The organism is Chitinophaga sp. MM2321 (genome assembly GCF_964033635.1).
Classification (GTDB): domain Bacteria; phylum Bacteroidota; class Bacteroidia; order Chitinophagales; family Chitinophagaceae; genus Chitinophaga.
In genome coordinates, this window is the sequence record NZ_OZ035533.1 from 98,265 (window position 1) to 115,455 (window position 17,191).

13 protein-coding genes are annotated in these 17,191 nt (G+C 46.4%); 10 read left to right on the plus strand and 3 right to left on the minus strand.

The genetic code is table 11. The annotated features are described in order from the left end of the window. Positions 1–11: 11 nt before the first annotated feature. The 5 genes from ABQ275_RS00395 (at position 12) to eboC (ending at position 6,629) form a co-directional block, all read left to right on the plus strand. A complete protein-coding gene (locus ABQ275_RS00395) occupies positions 12–1,790 on the plus strand; it encodes a RagB/SusD family nutrient uptake outer membrane protein (protein ID WP_349316279.1) in 1,779 nt (592 codons plus the stop codon). Positions 1,791–1,913: 123 nt separating this feature from the next. Further along, a complete protein-coding gene (locus ABQ275_RS00400) occupies positions 1,914–3,452 on the plus strand; it encodes a VCBS repeat-containing protein (protein WP_349316280.1) in 1,539 nt (512 codons plus the stop codon). 288 nt (positions 3,453–3,740) lie between these two features. Further along, complete coding sequence (locus tag ABQ275_RS00405) at positions 3,741–4,634, plus strand: EboA domain-containing protein (protein WP_349316281.1); 894 nt, start codon at positions 3,741–3,743, stop codon at positions 4,632–4,634. A 32-nt stretch (positions 4,635–4,666) separates the two neighbouring features. Further along, positions 4,667–5,653 (plus strand): TatD family hydrolase, encoded by a 987-nt coding sequence (locus ABQ275_RS00410; protein ID WP_349316282.1) that lies wholly within the window; start codon positions 4,667–4,669, stop codon positions 5,651–5,653. 55 nt (positions 5,654–5,708) lie between these two features. Further along, positions 5,709–6,629, plus strand: coding sequence for a UbiA-like protein EboC (gene eboC / locus ABQ275_RS00415; protein ID WP_349316283.1), 921 nt, complete (start codon positions 5,709–5,711; stop codon positions 6,627–6,629). Between the two features lie 133 nt (positions 6,630–6,762). Here the strand turns inward: eboC and ABQ275_RS00420 are convergent, their stop codons facing one another. Together ABQ275_RS00420 and ABQ275_RS00425 are read right to left on the minus strand one after the other, a co-directional pair. Further along, positions 6,763–7,401 (minus strand): response regulator transcription factor, encoded by a 639-nt coding sequence (locus ABQ275_RS00420; RefSeq protein ID WP_349316284.1) that lies wholly within the window; start codon positions 7,399–7,401, stop codon positions 6,763–6,765. Between the two features lie 22 nt (positions 7,402–7,423). Then, entirely contained in the window at positions 7,424–9,352 is a 1,929-nt protein-coding gene (locus tag ABQ275_RS00425) for a sensor histidine kinase (protein WP_349316285.1), read from the minus strand. 700 nt (positions 9,353–10,052) lie between these two features. On the opposite strand from ABQ275_RS00425, the gene ABQ275_RS00430 reads away from it, so the two are divergent. The 4 genes from ABQ275_RS00430 to ABQ275_RS00445 all read left to right on the plus strand — a co-directional run bounded on the left by ABQ275_RS00430 (position 10,053) and on the right by ABQ275_RS00445 (position 15,353). Next, the gene (locus tag ABQ275_RS00430) at positions 10,053–11,207 is read left to right on the plus strand and encodes a 3-dehydroquinate synthase (RefSeq protein ID WP_349316286.1); all 1,155 of its coding nucleotides are present in this window, start codon (positions 10,053–10,055) and stop codon (positions 11,205–11,207) included. Beyond that, on the plus strand, positions 11,207–12,445 hold the full coding sequence (gene eboE / locus ABQ275_RS00435; RefSeq protein WP_349316287.1) for a metabolite traffic protein EboE: 1,239 nt from the start codon (positions 11,207–11,209) through the stop codon (positions 12,443–12,445). The genes ABQ275_RS00430 and eboE overlap by 1 nt, the downstream gene beginning before the upstream one ends. Positions 12,446–12,483: 38 nt before the next feature. Next, positions 12,484–13,851 carry a nucleotide pyrophosphatase/phosphodiesterase family protein gene (locus tag ABQ275_RS00440; protein WP_349316288.1) on the plus strand — a complete coding sequence of 456 codons (1,368 nt, stop codon included), beginning with the start codon at positions 12,484–12,486 and terminating at the stop codon, positions 13,849–13,851. A 164-nt stretch (positions 13,852–14,015) separates the two neighbouring features. Further along, a complete protein-coding gene (locus ABQ275_RS00445; protein WP_349316289.1) occupies positions 14,016–15,353 on the plus strand; it encodes a Gfo/Idh/MocA family oxidoreductase in 1,338 nt (445 codons plus the stop codon). Between the two features lie 121 nt (positions 15,354–15,474). On the opposite strand, the gene ABQ275_RS00450 is transcribed toward ABQ275_RS00445, so the two are convergent. After that, positions 15,475–16,167 carry a hypothetical protein gene (locus ABQ275_RS00450; RefSeq protein ID WP_349316290.1) on the minus strand — a complete coding sequence of 231 codons (693 nt, stop codon included), beginning with the start codon at positions 16,165–16,167 and terminating at the stop codon, positions 15,475–15,477. 211 nt (positions 16,168–16,378) lie between these two features. Here ABQ275_RS00450 and ABQ275_RS00455 point away from each other — a divergent pair, with 211 nt between their 5' ends. Continuing rightward, positions 16,379–17,170 (plus strand): sulfite exporter TauE/SafE family protein, encoded by a 792-nt coding sequence (locus ABQ275_RS00455; protein ID WP_349316291.1) that lies wholly within the window; start codon positions 16,379–16,381, stop codon positions 17,168–17,170. Positions 17,171–17,191 lie beyond the last annotated feature (21 nt).

Below are 17,191 nucleotides of genomic sequence, written 5' to 3' on the forward strand. Positions count from 1 at the left end.
AAATTAAACAAATGAAAGCATTAAGATATTCAAGTCTGATTCTAATTATAGGAATGCTCGCAGGCTTTTTCGCCGCATGTAAAAAGAGCTTCCTGGAACGTGCTCCGCAAGGCTCACTTTCTGAAGAGATCGTGGCAAATAAAGCAGGGGTTACTTATTTATTAATAGGTGCTTATGCTGCACTGGATGGCCAGGGAGATGGAGCCGCACTTGGTGGTGGTGATCCATGGCGGGCAGCGCCCACCAATTGGGTATATGGTAGTGTTGTGGGCGGTGAAGCACATAAAGGTAGTAATGCCGGTGACCAGGAACCGATCAATTCCATTGCTGCCAGCACGTATAATGCCAGTAACGATTTCTTTAATACCAAATGGAAAGCCGTATACGAAGGCGTTAACCGCTGTAACCTGACACTCAAAGAAATGCATCTGGCCACCGACATGAGCGATGCTGAAAAAACACAGGTAGAAGCAGAAGCCCGTTTCCTCCGTGGCCATTATTATTTTGAACTGAAGAAGTTCTTTAACAATGTGCCTTATATTTCAGATACAACCAGTAATGTAAAAGTGTCAAATGAAGTTGATATCTGGCCATTTATTGAGGCCGACTTTAAATTTGCCATGGATAACCTGCCGGAAACACAGGGTGGAGACGTAGCCAGGGTAAATAAATGGGCCGCACAAATCTACCTGGCTAAATCTTATCTCTATGAGAAAAAATATCAGGAAGCATTTACCTTGTTCCAGGACGCTATCGTAAAAGGTAAAACCAGTGCCGGTGTTGGATATAACCTGTCAACGAGATTTGAGAATAATTTCGATGCTGCCGCCAAACTGGGTAACCCGGAAGCTGTATTCTATATTGAAATGACAGCCAATGATGGTACAGGTAGTATTGCGAATGCCAATCCGGGCGAAATGCTGAACTTCCCTTATGGTGGCCCTACCACCTGCTGCGGATTTTTCCAGCCATCACAGGATCTTGTTAACTCTTACAGGGTGGATGCGGCTGGCTTGCCTTACCTGGACGATTATAATTCACACGCTGTAAAATCTGATATGAATATCAGCAGTTCAGACGCCTTTACACCAGATGCTGGTTTGCTGGACCCACGCCTGGACTGGACCGTAGGCCGTCGTGGATTGCCTTATCATGACTGGGGATATCATGCCGGTGCTTCCTGGCAGCGTGATCAGGCTTATAGCGGCCCTTATTCTCCCAAGAAAATGATGTACTGGAAAGCTACCCAGGATAAGTATCATGACGCACATTCCTGGGCGCCTGGTACAGCTATCAACGTTAATCTTATCCGCTTCGCGGACGTATTGCTGATGAACGCAGAATGCGCCGCCCAGATAGGAAATATGCCGGTGGCTACTGCGATGGTAAACAGGGTGCGCGACAGGATGAAGAATAATCCTGCAGAATGGCTGCATAAATATGTTCCCGGCACCACAAGTTTTGATCCTGCCGTGATGGCCGCGAATTATAAAATTGGTGATTATCCGGAGTTTTCAGATAAAACGCTCGCATTAAAAGCCATTTATTTTGAACGTAAACTGGAACTCGCTGAAGAAGGTCATCGTTTCTTTGATCTCTCCCGTTGGGGAATTGCTGACCAGGTGTTGAATGCATTTTATGCATACGAAGTAGGGACTGCTAAAATTCCTGATCTGACCGGTGCAGTATTTACCAAAGGTAAAAATGAATATTTCCCGATTCCACAACGTCAGATCGATCTGACTTTAAATGGAAGTGAACGCGTGCTGAAACAGAATGCAGGCTACTAGCATAATTATAAATTACTGATTACGGAGTTGTAGATAGATAGATGCGAAGATTATTCGCTACCATCTTCCTGCAACTCCGTAATTTGTATTTCTTTATATTGTGTTTGCCTGAAAACAGAACCCATGCCCAATCAACCAACAATAAAGCAACTAAGTACCGCTGCTTTATTCCTGATGGCTTCCTGCCTGGTCATTAGCAGCGGATGTCATACAACCGTAAAAGAAGAGAAAGGAAAAACACTGGCAGATAAATATTGTGGAAGTTGTCATTTGCCCGTATCCCCTGCAATGCTTGATAAAGAAACCTGGACGAAGCATGTTTTGCCGGCAATGGCGCTCAAATTAGGTATCAGGGTGTGGAGCGGGGATCAGTATTACCCACCAATGCCAGGCGAAAAGCCTGCCCTTGTAACCATGAATGAATGGACGGAACTCGTGGCATATTATGAGCAGCATGCACCGGAGAAACTGGCCTCCGCCAAACCACCAGTTAAGTTACAGCATGATTGGGCTGTTTTCTCCCTGAAAACGCCTGAAATCAAGGATAGCCTCTTCGTGGCCGCTACCACCATGGTGGCTTTTAATCCTGCAAACAGTGATTTGCTGACCAGCGATGGCAACAATACGCTTACCCGCTGGGATAGGGATCTCCGCGTGATAGATAGCCGCAAACTGCCTTCCCCTGCTGTTGATATACTGTTTACAAAAGATACGGCCGGTCAGCAACAAGCTATCCTCACCGAAATCGGTAACATGCGTGCATTGGATGTGTCCGCCGGTATTATTACCCGCCTCAATCTGAATGATCCGCAAAGCAAACAGTCCGATCTGATGCCTTTTCTCAAACGTCCTGTACAAACGGTGGAAGCAGATATTAATAAAGATGGTCTCATGGACCTGGTAGTATGCGCTTTTGGTCATAATCAGGGCGGCCTTTACTGGTTGAAACAACTCCCTGATCACAAGTATGAACAACAAACCATCTGGGAAGTGCCCGGCGCTATTCATGCAGTAACAGGTGACTTTAATCACGACGGCTGGACAGACCTCATGGTACTCTTTGCTGCCGGTGATGAAGGAATATGGTTGTTTGAAAATGATCATAAAGGTGGATTTAAATCATCCAACCTGCTGAGATTCCCTCCTATGAATGGTTCTACCAGTTTTCAACTGGCCGATTTCAATGGAGACGGCTTACTGGATATCCTGTATACCTGCGGAGATAATGCAGATTTTTCTATGATCCTTAAACCTTATCATGGTTTATACGTCTACGTAAATGAAGGAAATTCCCGATACCGGCAGGCCTGGTTTTATCCTATAAATGGTTGTACGAAAGCTGTAGCAGCAGATTTTAACCAGGACGGAAAAATTGATATCGCCACCATCGCTTTTTTTGCAGATATGAAAAATAATCCCGGTGAGAAATTTATTTTCTTTGAAGGAGCAGGTACACCATTTAACTTTGTACCGCATGCACCACCCATTGAAAAAGAAGGGCACTGGATTTGTATGGATGTGAAAGATTATGATCAGGATGGGGACCTCGATATCATACTAGGAAACTATGCCAGGGGTTTTATTATACAGGATGACTATAAACCGGAGTGGAAAGAATATCAACCGTTTATAGTCTTGCTAAACAATGCAAAACATCCGTAGCAACGACAAAAAACCGCTGTTTATTTGGAAGAGAAGTAGAATAATATGTATATTACAGGCGTCCAAATAATACAGCAATTAACACCTTGCAGACCGCCGTTAGCAAGGTGATAGAAAGATATCCTGATGAACAGTCAGGTTTTAGAATGGCGGAAGGAGAGGCAGCAATGCCTCTCTTTTATTTTTATGACCACCTATCAAATATTATCCTGAAAATGCGCGCAATCTGAGTAATCATGGCTATTTTTATTCAAAAATCGGCATTCTCATTTTAAACGGGATATATCAGTGGGGGAATATGTATACGATCAGGATAAAGTGAGCAGGCTGCTTGGAACGATCCTGGAAAATAACAGTAGTGAAAAAGCAACTGCGTGGTTGCAACAACGATTGCAACTCTTGCAACAAACCGGGGCTATACCGCAGTTTAATCAAACCTTTACTGCCATTCCGCGCTTTACAGGTAAAGAGATCATTGCAATAACAACAACTACACATCAGTTGCTGCAACAGGAAGTGCCCGGTCTTTTCGTACAGGGATGGACGTTAGATCGCCTCGCCAGGGTATGGTGGCTCCTGCAATTGCCTGTCAATAATAAAGAGGTATACCTGAACACCCTGGAAAACCTGTTCAACGCCGCTGAAATGAATGAACTGGCGGCATTATACAGCGCATTACCGCTACTGGCCTGGCCGGAAGAATGGAAGCTGCGCACCGCTGAAGGCATCCGTTCCAACATCGGCATCGTACAGGAAGCGATCATGCTGCACAACCCTTACCCGGCAAAATATCTCGACGAACCCGCATGGAATCAGCTGATTATGAAGGCTATCTTTACAGATAAGCCGATACACCAGGTAATAGGATTAGATGAACGCACCAACGCAGTACTCGCACAGATCCTGACCGATTTTGCACACGAACGCTGGGCTGCCGGAAGATCAGTATCTCCCATGCAATGGCGGATGCTGACAAACTTTATCCAGGCAGATAATATGGCAGACATCACCCGTATCTGGCATTCCGTAGATCCGGCAGAGAAAGGCGCCGCTGCACTGGTATGTGCAAAATCAACTTATCTTCCCGCAAAACAATTATTGGAACAATCACCGGCGATAGCCGCTGAAATAGCAGATGGCAGCCTTTCCTGGGAAGTCATCGCTAACAGGATAACAAAATAACAAAATCAGAAAATTCAAAAATATTTGATGATATGTGTGGTATTCATGAATTAACAGAAAAAGATCTTCAACCCCTTACTTATAGTCCTGCATACCTCGATAAAATAAAAGGAATGCGCTTTTTTGATCCGCATGTACACATGACCGCCCGCACTACGGACGATTATCAGGCCATGGCGGATGCCGGTGTAGTAGGTATTATTGAACCCGCTTTCTGGCTGGGACAGCCACGTACCGGCGTTGATACCTTCCGCGATTATTTCAGCAGCCTCGTTGGATGGGAGCGTTTCCGCGCTTCTCAATTCGGGATCAGGCATTACTGCACCATCGGCCTCAATTCAAAAGAAGCCAACAACGAAAAGCTGGCAGAAGCTGTCATGGAAATATTACCACAGTTTATTTATAAAGAAGGCGTAGTAGGTATCGGTGAAATCGGATTTGATGACCAGACGCCGCTGGAAGAAAAATATTACCGCGCACAACTGGAGCTGGCAAAAGAAGCCGGATTGCCGGTACAGATCCATACTCCGCACCGCGACAAGAAAAAAGGTACCCAGCGTAGCATGGATATCGCACTGGAACATGGATTGGAGCCTCACATGATCATTGTAGACCATAATAACGAGGAAACCGTGAAAGAAGTGCTGGATCGTGGCTTCTGGGCTGCGTTTACCATCTATCCCTTTACCAAAATGGGTAATGAGCGCATGGTAGCCGTTGTAAAACAGTACGGAAGCGGGCGTATCATGGTCAACTCCGCTGCAGACTGGGGTATCAGCGATCCACTGGCCGTTCCTAAGACGGCTGCTTTGATGCACGAAAGTGGTATTGACTTGAATGACATTCATTTGGTAACTTACACCAATGCCGTGAAAGCATTTGCACAGAGCGGACAACTGAACGAAGCTGATTTTGACATCGCCGGAAATATTGATCAGAGTGAAAAATATAATGGAAGCAGCGTTTTACGTGGTGGTCAGCAACCCAGAATTGATAAAAATACAACCATCATCCGGTAATGCCTGGCAGTTTCGTTACTGCTGGCAATTAACCAAATGAAAACCTGTTTACACGGTGAGTTACATTGTTAGCAAAGTGATTGGATACCTACGCCTGATGCGCCCGGCAAATATTATAACTGCGATTGCAGATATCTTAGCTGGTGTGGCCATTTCCGGCTATTTTTTACATGTAACCTTCCATACATGTACCCTGGACCTTATCCTTCCTGTTGTATGCCTCTGCCTGGCCACTATCGGCTTATACGGCGGCGGTGTAGTATTTAACGACGTATTTGATGCAACGCTCGACGCCGTGGAACGTCCGGAAAGACCCATTCCCAGCGGCGTGATCTCAAAAACACAGGCAATTATCCTGGGCAGCTACCTGCTCCTTGTGGGCATCCTTGCGGCCTTTTCCGTAGGGCGGCTCAATGGATATGCCGGCTGGCTGGCCCTCGCCACAGCTGCATCTGCCCTGAGCTATAATAAATGGGGGAAACATCACCCTGTATGGGGACCGCTGAATATGGGCCTCTGCCGCGGATTGAACCTGCTACTGGGTATCAGCATCGTACCCGCTGCTATTGAAACCTACTGGTGGATGGGCTTCATCCCCATCATATATATCGCTGCGGTCACCAATATCAGCCGCGGTGAAGTTCATGGTGGTAGTCAGCGAAGTTTGCAGATCACTGCTGCCTGTTATGCGGCAGTATTCATCACCATGGGCGTATTAGCTGCCATGCACCAGCAATTCCTGACCGCACTGCCCTTTATCCTGCTATTTGCATACATGATCATGAAACCACTGCTGAATGCCAGGAAGGACCCTTCAGGCCCCAACATCGGCAAAGCAGTGAAAGCAGGCATCGTAGCATTGGTGGTCATGAATGCCGCATGGGTAGCCGCTTTCGCCACCCTGCCTTTTGCATTAGCCGTATTGATCCTGTTACCCATCTCCATGTTACTAGGCAAGATGTTTTCCATAACATGAATATTTAGGAATTTTTTGATTTACGAATTTTTTGATTTTGAGATTTAAAGAAAAATATCCTCCGAAGATCTTCGCTTTAAATCTCAAAATCAAAAAATTCGTAAATCAAAAAATCCCTAAATGAAAAGCCTCCTCAATCAATCAACCCCCGCTTTATCGCTTCTTTCACCAGCCCCGCTGTATTTTTTACGGCTAGTTTCTGTGTGAGGTTAAGCCGGTGTGTTTCTACGGTGCGCAAACTGATATAGAGCATTTCCGCTATTTGCTGGTTGGAATGTTCTTCTGCAATCAGCGTCAGGATTTCCTTCTCCCGGCGGGTCAGCGGAATATCGTACCCGGAAGATTTCTGGCCGGTGATCATTTCATGCAATAGTTGATGTTTGATGCTCGCATCAAGGAATTGTTCTCCCGCATTTACTTTTTCGATGGCCTCTACCAGCGTGTCCTGGTCTGTGTTTTTAAGTAAATAACCGGTAGCGCCATTACGCAGCATTTGCTTGATATAATGGGACTCCGTAAAATTGGTGAGCGCAATAATTTTCACCTGCGGATGTTTTTTATGTACCAGTTTACATAGTTCCAGGCCGTCTATTTCGGGCATCTGTATATCCAGTAACAATACATCGGGTTGCGCCAGGGGTAAAGCGGCCATCAGTGCGGAGGCGGCATTGCTTTCATACACCACGGAAATGTGGGAGAAGGGCGCCAGCATGGCTTTTAATCCGTTAATAACCAGCAGATGGTCATCTGTAATGGCTAATTTAATTTGCATGTAGGTAGCTGTTAAAATAAAATTATACTTCCATCAGTTGCATGATGGCGATATTAAATTCAATATAGGCAGTCGTGCCGCGTCCTGTGGAAGCGTCAAGTTCCAGGTGGCCGTTTAATGCTTTTATCCTTGATTGTAAATTGTTTAGTCCCATGCCGGAATTGAGTGCTGCTGCGTGCTGAAAGCCGATGCCGTTATCTTCTACTGTAATCGTCAGCAACTGATCATGCTGTGTAAGTTGCACCAGTGCTTCTGTAGCGTGGGAATGCTTGATAATATTGTTGATCAGTTCCTGCACAATACGGTAAACAGACAACTCGAAATTTCCTTTGAAACGTTGCATGTTACCGGAAGTATAAAAGTTGATGCTCAGCTTTTTTGAGTGGCTCACATTCCGGCAGTAATAGTGCAACGCCTCTGCCAGTCCCATTCTGGCGAGGAGTTCGGGCATAAGGTTATGCGCTGTTTTTCTTACTTCCCCAATGGCATCATCCAGCATGCCCAGTGCGTGATTAAAACCGGTATCACTTTGTAAGAAAGTGCGTTCATGTTTTAAGGCGCCGAAATGCATTTTTACGGCAGATAATAAACCGCCTACACCATCATGAAGATCTTTGGATAAACGGGTACGTTCTTTTTCTTCGCCCTGCATCATGGCTTCCAGCACCTGCACGGTTTTTTCTATTTCCAGTGTTTGCAGTTGCTGCTGTTGCAGGTGGTGCCGGTGTTTTAGCCGTTGCCATCCGTAAAAGATCAATACCAGCGACAGTACAACACTGACGAGGAAGATGACGATCCACATATTTTTTTGTTGTAGTTGCAGGTCTTTTTGGGTGAGCTGCAATTTTTTTTCCGTGAGGTCGCGGTCCTTCTTTTCTGATTGGTATTGCATTTCCATTTGCTGTACATTCCTGCGGGTGGTATTTCCTACGAGGGAATCATTCAGGGCCTCATACGATTTTCTAAGATCAAAAGCGCGCTGGTATTGCCCTTGCTCGGCCTGGATATCGGAGGCTGTGAGGTAGGCGAGCCGTAGTTCGTCGCCCGCCTGGTTTTGCTTTGCCAGTGTAATAGCTTTTTTGATAAAGGTATCTGCGGCAGCATATTTTTTTGTCTTAAATAATTCCTGTCCGTAGCCCAGGTATATATAAGTGAGATAATCAGGTGCAGGGAATTTTTGTGAGACAGTTAATGCTGTTTCATATTGCGATAGCGCCAGGTCATGTTTATCCTGATCGGAATAGATGCTGGCGGTATTTATCAACCCATCGAGTACATAAGTACTGTCGCCGATTTGTCTGCCCAGTTGCATGGCCTTTTTAAAATAACCTTCTCCTTCCTCATAACGTTTCAGACGGCTGGCGCTGGTGCCCATGTTTACCAGTGCGGAGGCCATGCGTCGTTTGCTGTTGATGCGGACACCGTGCTGATAGGCCCTGTTGGCATATTCAAATCCTTTTTTATAATCTTCCAGGGTGATAAAAACAGACGCCAGGTTGTTGGTCATGATGCCGGCAAACAGGCTGTCACCCGCAGCATCCGCCAGTTTCAGCGCCTCCAGGTAACGCTCTGCTGCCGCCGGGAAATTGCTGACCTGCTGGTATTCATTGCCGCAATAGCTGATAGCACGCATCTGGTTAGTGGTATCACGCAAAGATTTGTAGATAATAACAGCTTGTTCCACCATGTACAACGACTGCAAATATTCCCCGCGCATATCCTGGATATACATGTAATAACAGGCGAAATCGGCTTTCCCTTTTGGGTAGTTCAGCTGCTGACTGAGCTTTAAGGCATGCTTAAAGATCTTGTCCGATTTCTCCAGGCTGTCTGGCAGAAAGGTGCAGGCATATACAATGAGCGTACTCACAAGACTGGTATCGGGCTTTTTCTGTTGGATCACTTTCAGCAGACTATCCTGCTCCGGGGTATGACTGGCCTGACTTTGCATACAAACGCAGCTAATAAAACAACAAAAGGCTACAACTTTTTTTAACATGGCATAATACACTTACTCAGCCTTGTGGCTGATCAGTTAATAATGAACGATTACCGGGTCGCATACACAATGAACAATCCACAGCAGGGGATAAATAAACATCTCCGGCCAGGCTCAGTGCTTGACATTTACGCAGCAATGCAACAAAAGAAGTACGATAAACAACCGATGTTACAGGGTTAACAATATGGGGCTCCTATATTCATCATCCGGACAAACAACTATCCTATTCTGGTAGTGCTACGAATGATTGTACAGACGACAATCATCAGGTAGACGCGTAAAGTTCTTTATTTCTGTTGTAATACACAATAGGTTATTGGATAAACGGAAGGAGGGGGATTACGTACTTTTCCCGGGTTGCTGCCGGAATGCCTTACCGGCGCGTATTCCAGACCGGGCACCCGGCATCCGTAGAAGTACGCAATTTTTTAAATAATGGTTTGTACCGTCAAACAGGGCTTCGAAATAAGGTTTCTTTGTGTCCGGTTAACGAATGAACCATGCTTTATTTGCATACCGATAACAACAACAGGTAGAACCCCAAAAATAGGCTCCGTTCCCGGAGCCTTATTCTTTGTATGATTTCACATTATTTCTATGTACTTTTAAAGGCTATATATTTTTAAGACAGATTGTTCGCGGATAAGCCATGGAGTACATTCAACAAAATTTTAACGTCAACTTTTCTTTCGGGGTTTTCTTTACCAGTCAGCTATTTGATCTTTCCAATACCTGTTTGTCAGCGTTCCTGGAATCCAGGGCGGAAGATGCTTTTCAGAAAAAATTACTGGTTATCCTGGATGGGGGTGTGGTAGCGCATCATCCGGACCTGCCCCGGCAAATCAGCGGCTACCTCAGTCAGGTACGCGGCTTTCAGCTGGCGCCTGAAATGATCACCATCACCGGTGGTGAAAGTGTGAAGAATGACCTGCCACTCCTGTTCAGACTGGTGGATGCTATTGATCAATACGGAATTGACCGGCATTCCTATGTAATAGGGATTGGCGGCGGTTCCCTGCTGGACCTGGTAGGGTTTGCAGCAGCCATTTCACACCGGGGTGTAAAACATATCCGGGTGCCTACCACCGTGCTATCACAAAACGACTCCGGCGTAGGCGTTAAAAACGGCGTAAACTATAAGGGGAAAAAGAATTTCCTGGGTTCCTTTGCGCCGCCTGCGGCTGTATTCAATGATGCCACCTTTTTACCAACCCTTGATCCCCGCGACTGGCGCTCCGGTATGGTGGAAGCCGTGAAGGTGGCCCTGATCCGCGACGCCCCCTTCTTTGAATGGATGGAGGAGCATGCCGTGGCCATGACTGCAGGCGATATACCGGCTATGCAGGAGCTGATCTACCGTTGCGCCGAACTGCATATGGCGCATATAGGCAGTGGCGGTGATCCGTTTGAAAGCGGCTCTTCCCGTCCGTTGGACTTCGGCCACTGGAGTGCGCATAAGCTGGAACAACTCACCAACTTTTCCTTGCGTCATGGAGAGGCGGTAGCTATCGGTATTGCTTTAGATAGCGTATATTCGTGCCTGTTAGGTTGGCTCGATGAACCTTCCATGCAACGCATCATTTCAGTACTCAAAAATATGCAATTACCTATCTGGCATCCGTTGCTGGAAAGACAGGATACCGAACCATCTCCCGTGGTGATAGGATTGGAAGAATTTCGCGAACACCTGGGAGGACGCCTGACCATTTCGCTCCTGCGTGCCATCGGCAAAGGAGAAGAAACGCATCATATGGACCTGGATTTGTTATACAAAGCAGTAGATATCTGCAAAAAATTACAATAATGCAAACACCTTACGGACATCTCACATATTGCACAAATATTCATCCCGGCGAAAACTGGCCGGATCATTTTGCACAGCTCAAAAAATTTATACCTGCTATCAAACAGCAGGTAAGCCCTGACCAGCCTTTTGGTATCGGGCTACGGGTTGCCAATTCCGCCAGCCTGGAACTGGCCAAGGAAGCCAATCTGAATGCTTTTAAGGAGTGGCTGAAACAGGAAGATTGTTATGTATTTACCATGAACGGTTTTCCTTACGGCGGCTTTCATAATGTAGTGGTAAAAGACCAGGTACATACACCTGACTGGACACAGGCAGACCGCGTAGCCTACACGATCCGCCTGTTCAGGATCCTGGCGGCCTTGCTGCCAGCCGGTATGGAAGGAGGTATTTCTACTTCACCGCTCTCTTACAAATACTGGTGCAACCGTTGCGAAGAAGAGAAAAATTCCTTTACAGAAAGTGCTACGCTCAATATGCTGCTGGTAGTGGAACAACTGGCACGTATCCACCGTAGTGGCGGGCCTTTGCTACACCTGGATGTAGAACCGGAACCGGATGGCCTCCTGGAAAATACCAGCGAATATATCAGCTGGTATTTTGAAGAGTTGTTGCCCTACGGTATTCCGTTTATGAAAGATAAATTTGATGTAGATGACCAAACAGCAGCAGACATGATTAAAACGCATGTGCAACTCTGCTATGATGTTTGTCATTTTGCCCTGGTATATGAAGCGCCGCAACGCGTGCTGGAACGCCTGCAACACCACGGTCTCAAAATAGGGAAGCTACAGATCAGTGCAGCACTGAAAGCAGACCTGCCAACGGGTACGGACCAACGCAAAGAAGTGATCGATGCTTTCCGCAAATTTAACGAGCCCACTTACCTGCATCAGGTAATAGCCAGGAAGAAGTCAGGCGGATTTACGCACTACCCCGATTTGCCGGAAGCATTGGCTGATGCTGCAAATGAAGAGATTGTTGAATGGCGTTCCCATTTTCATGTACCGGTGTTTTTAGACAGGTTTGATGTATTGCAATCCACCCAGGATGATATTGTGCAGACGTTGGCATTGCAGCGGGAAAAGCCCTTTACCAGCCATATGGAAGTGGAAACATATACCTGGGATGTGCTGCCGGCAGCGTATAGGCAGGAAATGTCGCTGTCCGTTTCCCGCGAGCTGAACTGGATAAAGCAACAGCTCAACACAGGAACAGTTGGAATTGTGACGATGTAATTATAGCTTTATACCGGAAATGTAACGGTGAAGAATCTATGAGAAAGACAGTAGTAATTGATGTGGTTGGGCTATCCTCCTCTATTCTGGAGCACATGCCTTTTTTGCAGGCTTATACGCGGGAAAGGCATCTGGCTACGGTCACGCCTATGTTACCCGCGCTCACAACATCCGTGCAAAGCACCTATCTCACCGGGCAGTGGCCCAGTGAGCATGGCATCGTTGGCAATGGCTGGTATGACCGTACAGATAGCGAGATCAAATTCTGGAAGCAGTCCAACAAGCTGGTGGATGCTCCCAAGATCTGGGATAAAGCCCGCAAACTGGATCCTTCTTTTACCTGCTCACAGATGTGCTGGTGGTACAACATGTACGCGAATGTGGATTATTCCCTGACCCCACGCCCCAACTATCTTTCTGATGGCCGTAAAGTACCCGATTGCTATACATCGCCGGATACGCTGCGTGATTACCTGACAAAGGAACTCGGCCAGTTTCCCCTGTTCAATTACTGGGGGCCAACTGCCAGTATCAAGTCATCACAATGGATTGCGGATGCCGCCATTCTCACAGATAAACAACACGATCCTACGCTTACTTTTATCTATCTCCCGCACCTGGATTACTGTTTACAGAAATTTGGGCAGGATGTGGTTCATAATGCAAAAGAGATCAAAGAAATTGATGACGTCTGCAAACAGCTGATCACCTACTATCAGCAGAAAGGGTGCGATCCCATTGTATTATCTGAATATGGGATTACCAATGTAAATAATCCGATTCACCTGAACCGGCTATTAAGACAGGAAGGACTACTGTCTGTTCGTGTGGAAAGAGGATTGGAACTGCTGGACCCTGGTGCTTCCAAAGCCTTTGCAGTGGCCGATCATCAGATTGCGCACATTTATATCAACGATCCTTCCTGTTATAAAAAAGTACGTTCCATCCTCGAAAATGTTCCCGGTGTACAGCTGGTGCTCGACCGGGAAGGTAAGCGGCAAAATCACCTGTACCACGAGCGTAGCGGTGATCTCATCGCAGTAGCGGATGCCGACAGCTGGTTTACCTATTACTATTGGCTGGATGATCAGAAAGCACCCGATTTCGCCCGTATCGTGGATATTTTCCGTAAGCCGGGGTATGATCCGGTGGAGATGTTTATGAATCCTGCCGACCCGCTGATCAAGCTCAAGGCTGCCGGCAAACTCCTCAAAAAGAAACTGGGATTCCGCTACCTGATGAATGTAATTCCGCTGGATGCCACGCTCATCAAAGGCTCACATGGCAGGGTGGAAGAAAACCCGGTGTATCATCCGGTGGTGATCAGCAGCGAACCATTTTCCAAAACCCGGTTACAGGCAACTGATGTATATGAAGTGATATGGAATCATTTAGTGCATAAATAACCCGCGGGCTAACAATATTGCTAACGTGTAGCCATTTCCGTTATTTCATTTATCAAAAAAACGCCCGGACTCCGGATTATTTTTCTATTTTCATGCAACCGATTGCTTTTTTGATCAACGCCTTTATAAATAAACGCATTAACCAATAAATCAACAAGTCCGTTATGAAAAGAAGAGATTTTATTAAAACCGGTTCTGTAGCCGGTTTAGGAGCAGGGCTAACCATTCTCAACTTCCCTGTATTCGGGAAAAATGCACCCAGCAACAAATTGGTATTAGGGGTGATGGGCGTTAACTCCCGTGGCAACTGGCTGGCACAGGTGGCGGCTAAATTACCCGGCGCCGAAATAGGCTATATCTGCGATGTGGAAGACGGCGCCATCCAGAAAGGGTTGAAAGCTGTTGCGGGCGCTCAGCAGCGCAAGCCCACCGTTATTAAAGATATCCGCAAGCTGCTGGAACGGAAAGACTTTGATGCCCTCATCATCGCTGCACCCGACCACTGGCATGCACCAGCAGCCATTATGGCCACCGCTGCAGGCAAACATGTATACGTAGAAAAGCCCTGTGCACATAATCCGGAGGAAGGCGAACTGCTGATAGCAGCCGCCAAAAAATACAACCGGCTGGTGCAAATGGGCAACCAGCGCCGTTCCTGGCCTAATATGCAACAGGCCATCAAAGAAGTGAAAGAAGAAGGCATTATCGGCAAAGTGCATTACGGAAGGGGTTGGTATGTAAATGACCGCAAACCAATCGGCATCGGCAAAAAAATACCCGTGCCGGCTACACTGGACTGGGATCTGTGGCAGGGACCAGCTCCACGGCAGGAATACCAGGATAACGTTGTTCATTACGACTGGCATTGGCGCTGGAAATGGGGTACCTCCGAAACCTGCAACAACGCTACACACGAACTGGATTGCTTACGCTGGTTCATGGATGTGGAATTTCCTACGAAAGTAACTTCTGCCGGCGGTCGCTATGCCTACCCACCCGACGATTGGGAAACACCGGACACACAAACGCTCAACTTCGAATTTGAAGGCAACAAAGCCATCGCCTGGGAAGGCCGCAGCTGCGATCCTTTTAACCTGGAGGGCAGCGGTCGCGGATTTGCCCTCTTTGGCGAAAATGGCAGTCTATATAACTCAGGAGGCGACAGCTACCGGATTCTCGACAAAAAAAATAAAGTGGTGAAAGACGTGAAACAGGCTGCTAATCCTAATCAGAGTGTAACCAACACCGTTAGTCCGGCAGGCGAGTTTTATGATGCTATTCATATCAACAACTTCCTGGAAAGTATCCGTGGTAAAGCTACCCTGAATTCTGAAGTCGGCGTTGGCTACCGCAGCATCCTGTTATGCCTGCTGGGCAACATCGCACATCGCACCGGCCGCATCCTGCACACCGATCCGCAAAACGGTCATATCCTCCACGATGAGGAAGCCATGAAAATGTGGAAACGGGAATATGAGAAGGGATGGATGCCTAAAGTGTAATAATATTTTGAGATTTTTTGATTTACGAATTTAGGGATTTGAAATGCAGCGGAGACCTACACGGTTATCTTCACTGCATTTCAAATATCTAAATTCGTAAATCAAAAAATCTCAAAATATTTTATCGTTTTGGCGGCAAAAAGTATTTCGCAATATCAAAAGAGGGTGGTGGTGGATCTTCGCTGTAGGAGCGTTCCAGCACTTCCCTGGATGGGTATAGTTTAAAACCCCGCTGCCACATGGGAGTGGCTCTGGCAATATCGTTAGGGCCGGGATATACGCCGATATTTGTTTTATTGTAGATGTTCAGCAGACATTTTTCCAGCCGGGGCGCATTCATTTCCGCCAGTTCTATTTGCCATACATAGCGGTAAGAAGTATCGATAGCAATAGGTATCCAGATGCTTTTGTCGGTGGAGATAAGAAAGCTCCGTTCGGAGAAGTTGAAGTCTTTGATTAAAATAAGTCCTTCCTGTAGCGCCGGAGAAGCACCGGGCATATCCACGAAACCATATCCGCAGATATCTATCTTCCCCATGATCCTTCTTGTTCCCACCAATAATTTGATTTCCTCCATGATCTGATCGAGGTCGGTACCGGGACTGGAAAGCTCGTATTTGACAGGCGTCATTAGATGTGTGGGAAATAATAAGCGGGTATCCATACAGTTCATCAGCACGATGCGCATATCCTCAAAAATGCGCTCATCGGGGATGCCCGTCACATTATAGTCTTTGTAAAGATGGTCATCTGCGTCTTTAAATACCCAATTCACCGAATAACCTGCATATGGAAAATCAACTGTATGCATCATACAACAATATAACTAGGTTTTGCAAGAATGAAAATAACCATTATTTCAGTAGCTTTATAGACTAGCAATAAATATAATATATTGTTATCTCCCATAACTTATAGTTATTGTTATTATTTGTCTGCCGGTAGCAGTTCGCTTAATTTTGGCCCACCTGTAATTTTATACCTAACCCACACCACACACCATAGTGAACGTTCCGGAGGGATGAATGAGAATGGAGTATTTACAACAATCTGATTACCTGTCAGTACTAATGATAGGAGTAGTAGTCGGTTATTTATCGGGCCTGCTGGGTAAGGGCGGCAGTGCTATCAGTACACCTGCTTTGCAGATCTTTGCGGGGGTGAATCCTTTTTTTGCGCTGGCATCACCGTTACCGGCATCTATTTCCAGTACTTTATCTGCTACAGCGGTATATAGCCGGGAAAAATTGTTTAACAAGCGGGTAATATTGCTGGGCGCAGCTTTGGGGGTACCTGCCACCATTGCAGGGTCCTGTTTGAGTAGTTATCTTCCCGGAAAATCGCTGATGATCATGACGGCCGTATTTATTATGTGCGTGGGTGTATCGTTGATGTATACTTTTTGGCGCAATAAGGACGCATCGGTAGAAAAGCTGGTGAGCAGTGCGGATATTCCTGTCCGTAGACTAATCGGGGCTGCGTTGGTTATCGGCTTATTGTCAGGACTCCTCGCGAATGCAGGAGGTGTATTATTCAGTTCCTTTTTTATCAGGCGGTTGAAAATGCCGGTTAAACAGGCATTGGCCTGTGCGGTCGTTTTATCTGCGCTCTTATCTATACCTGGTGCATTGACGCATTGGTGGCTGGGACATATAGACTGGAATATTGCGTTGTTGTTATCGCTCACTGCTTTCCCTGCTTCTTACCTGGGCGCTAAAACAGCGGTGAAAATGAATACGCCGCTGCTGGAGAAGATCTTTGCGCTGACACTGATTATTTTTGGGTTATACGATATTTACTTTACGCTGGGGGCGTAAATAAAGCGTTTGTTCAATGAT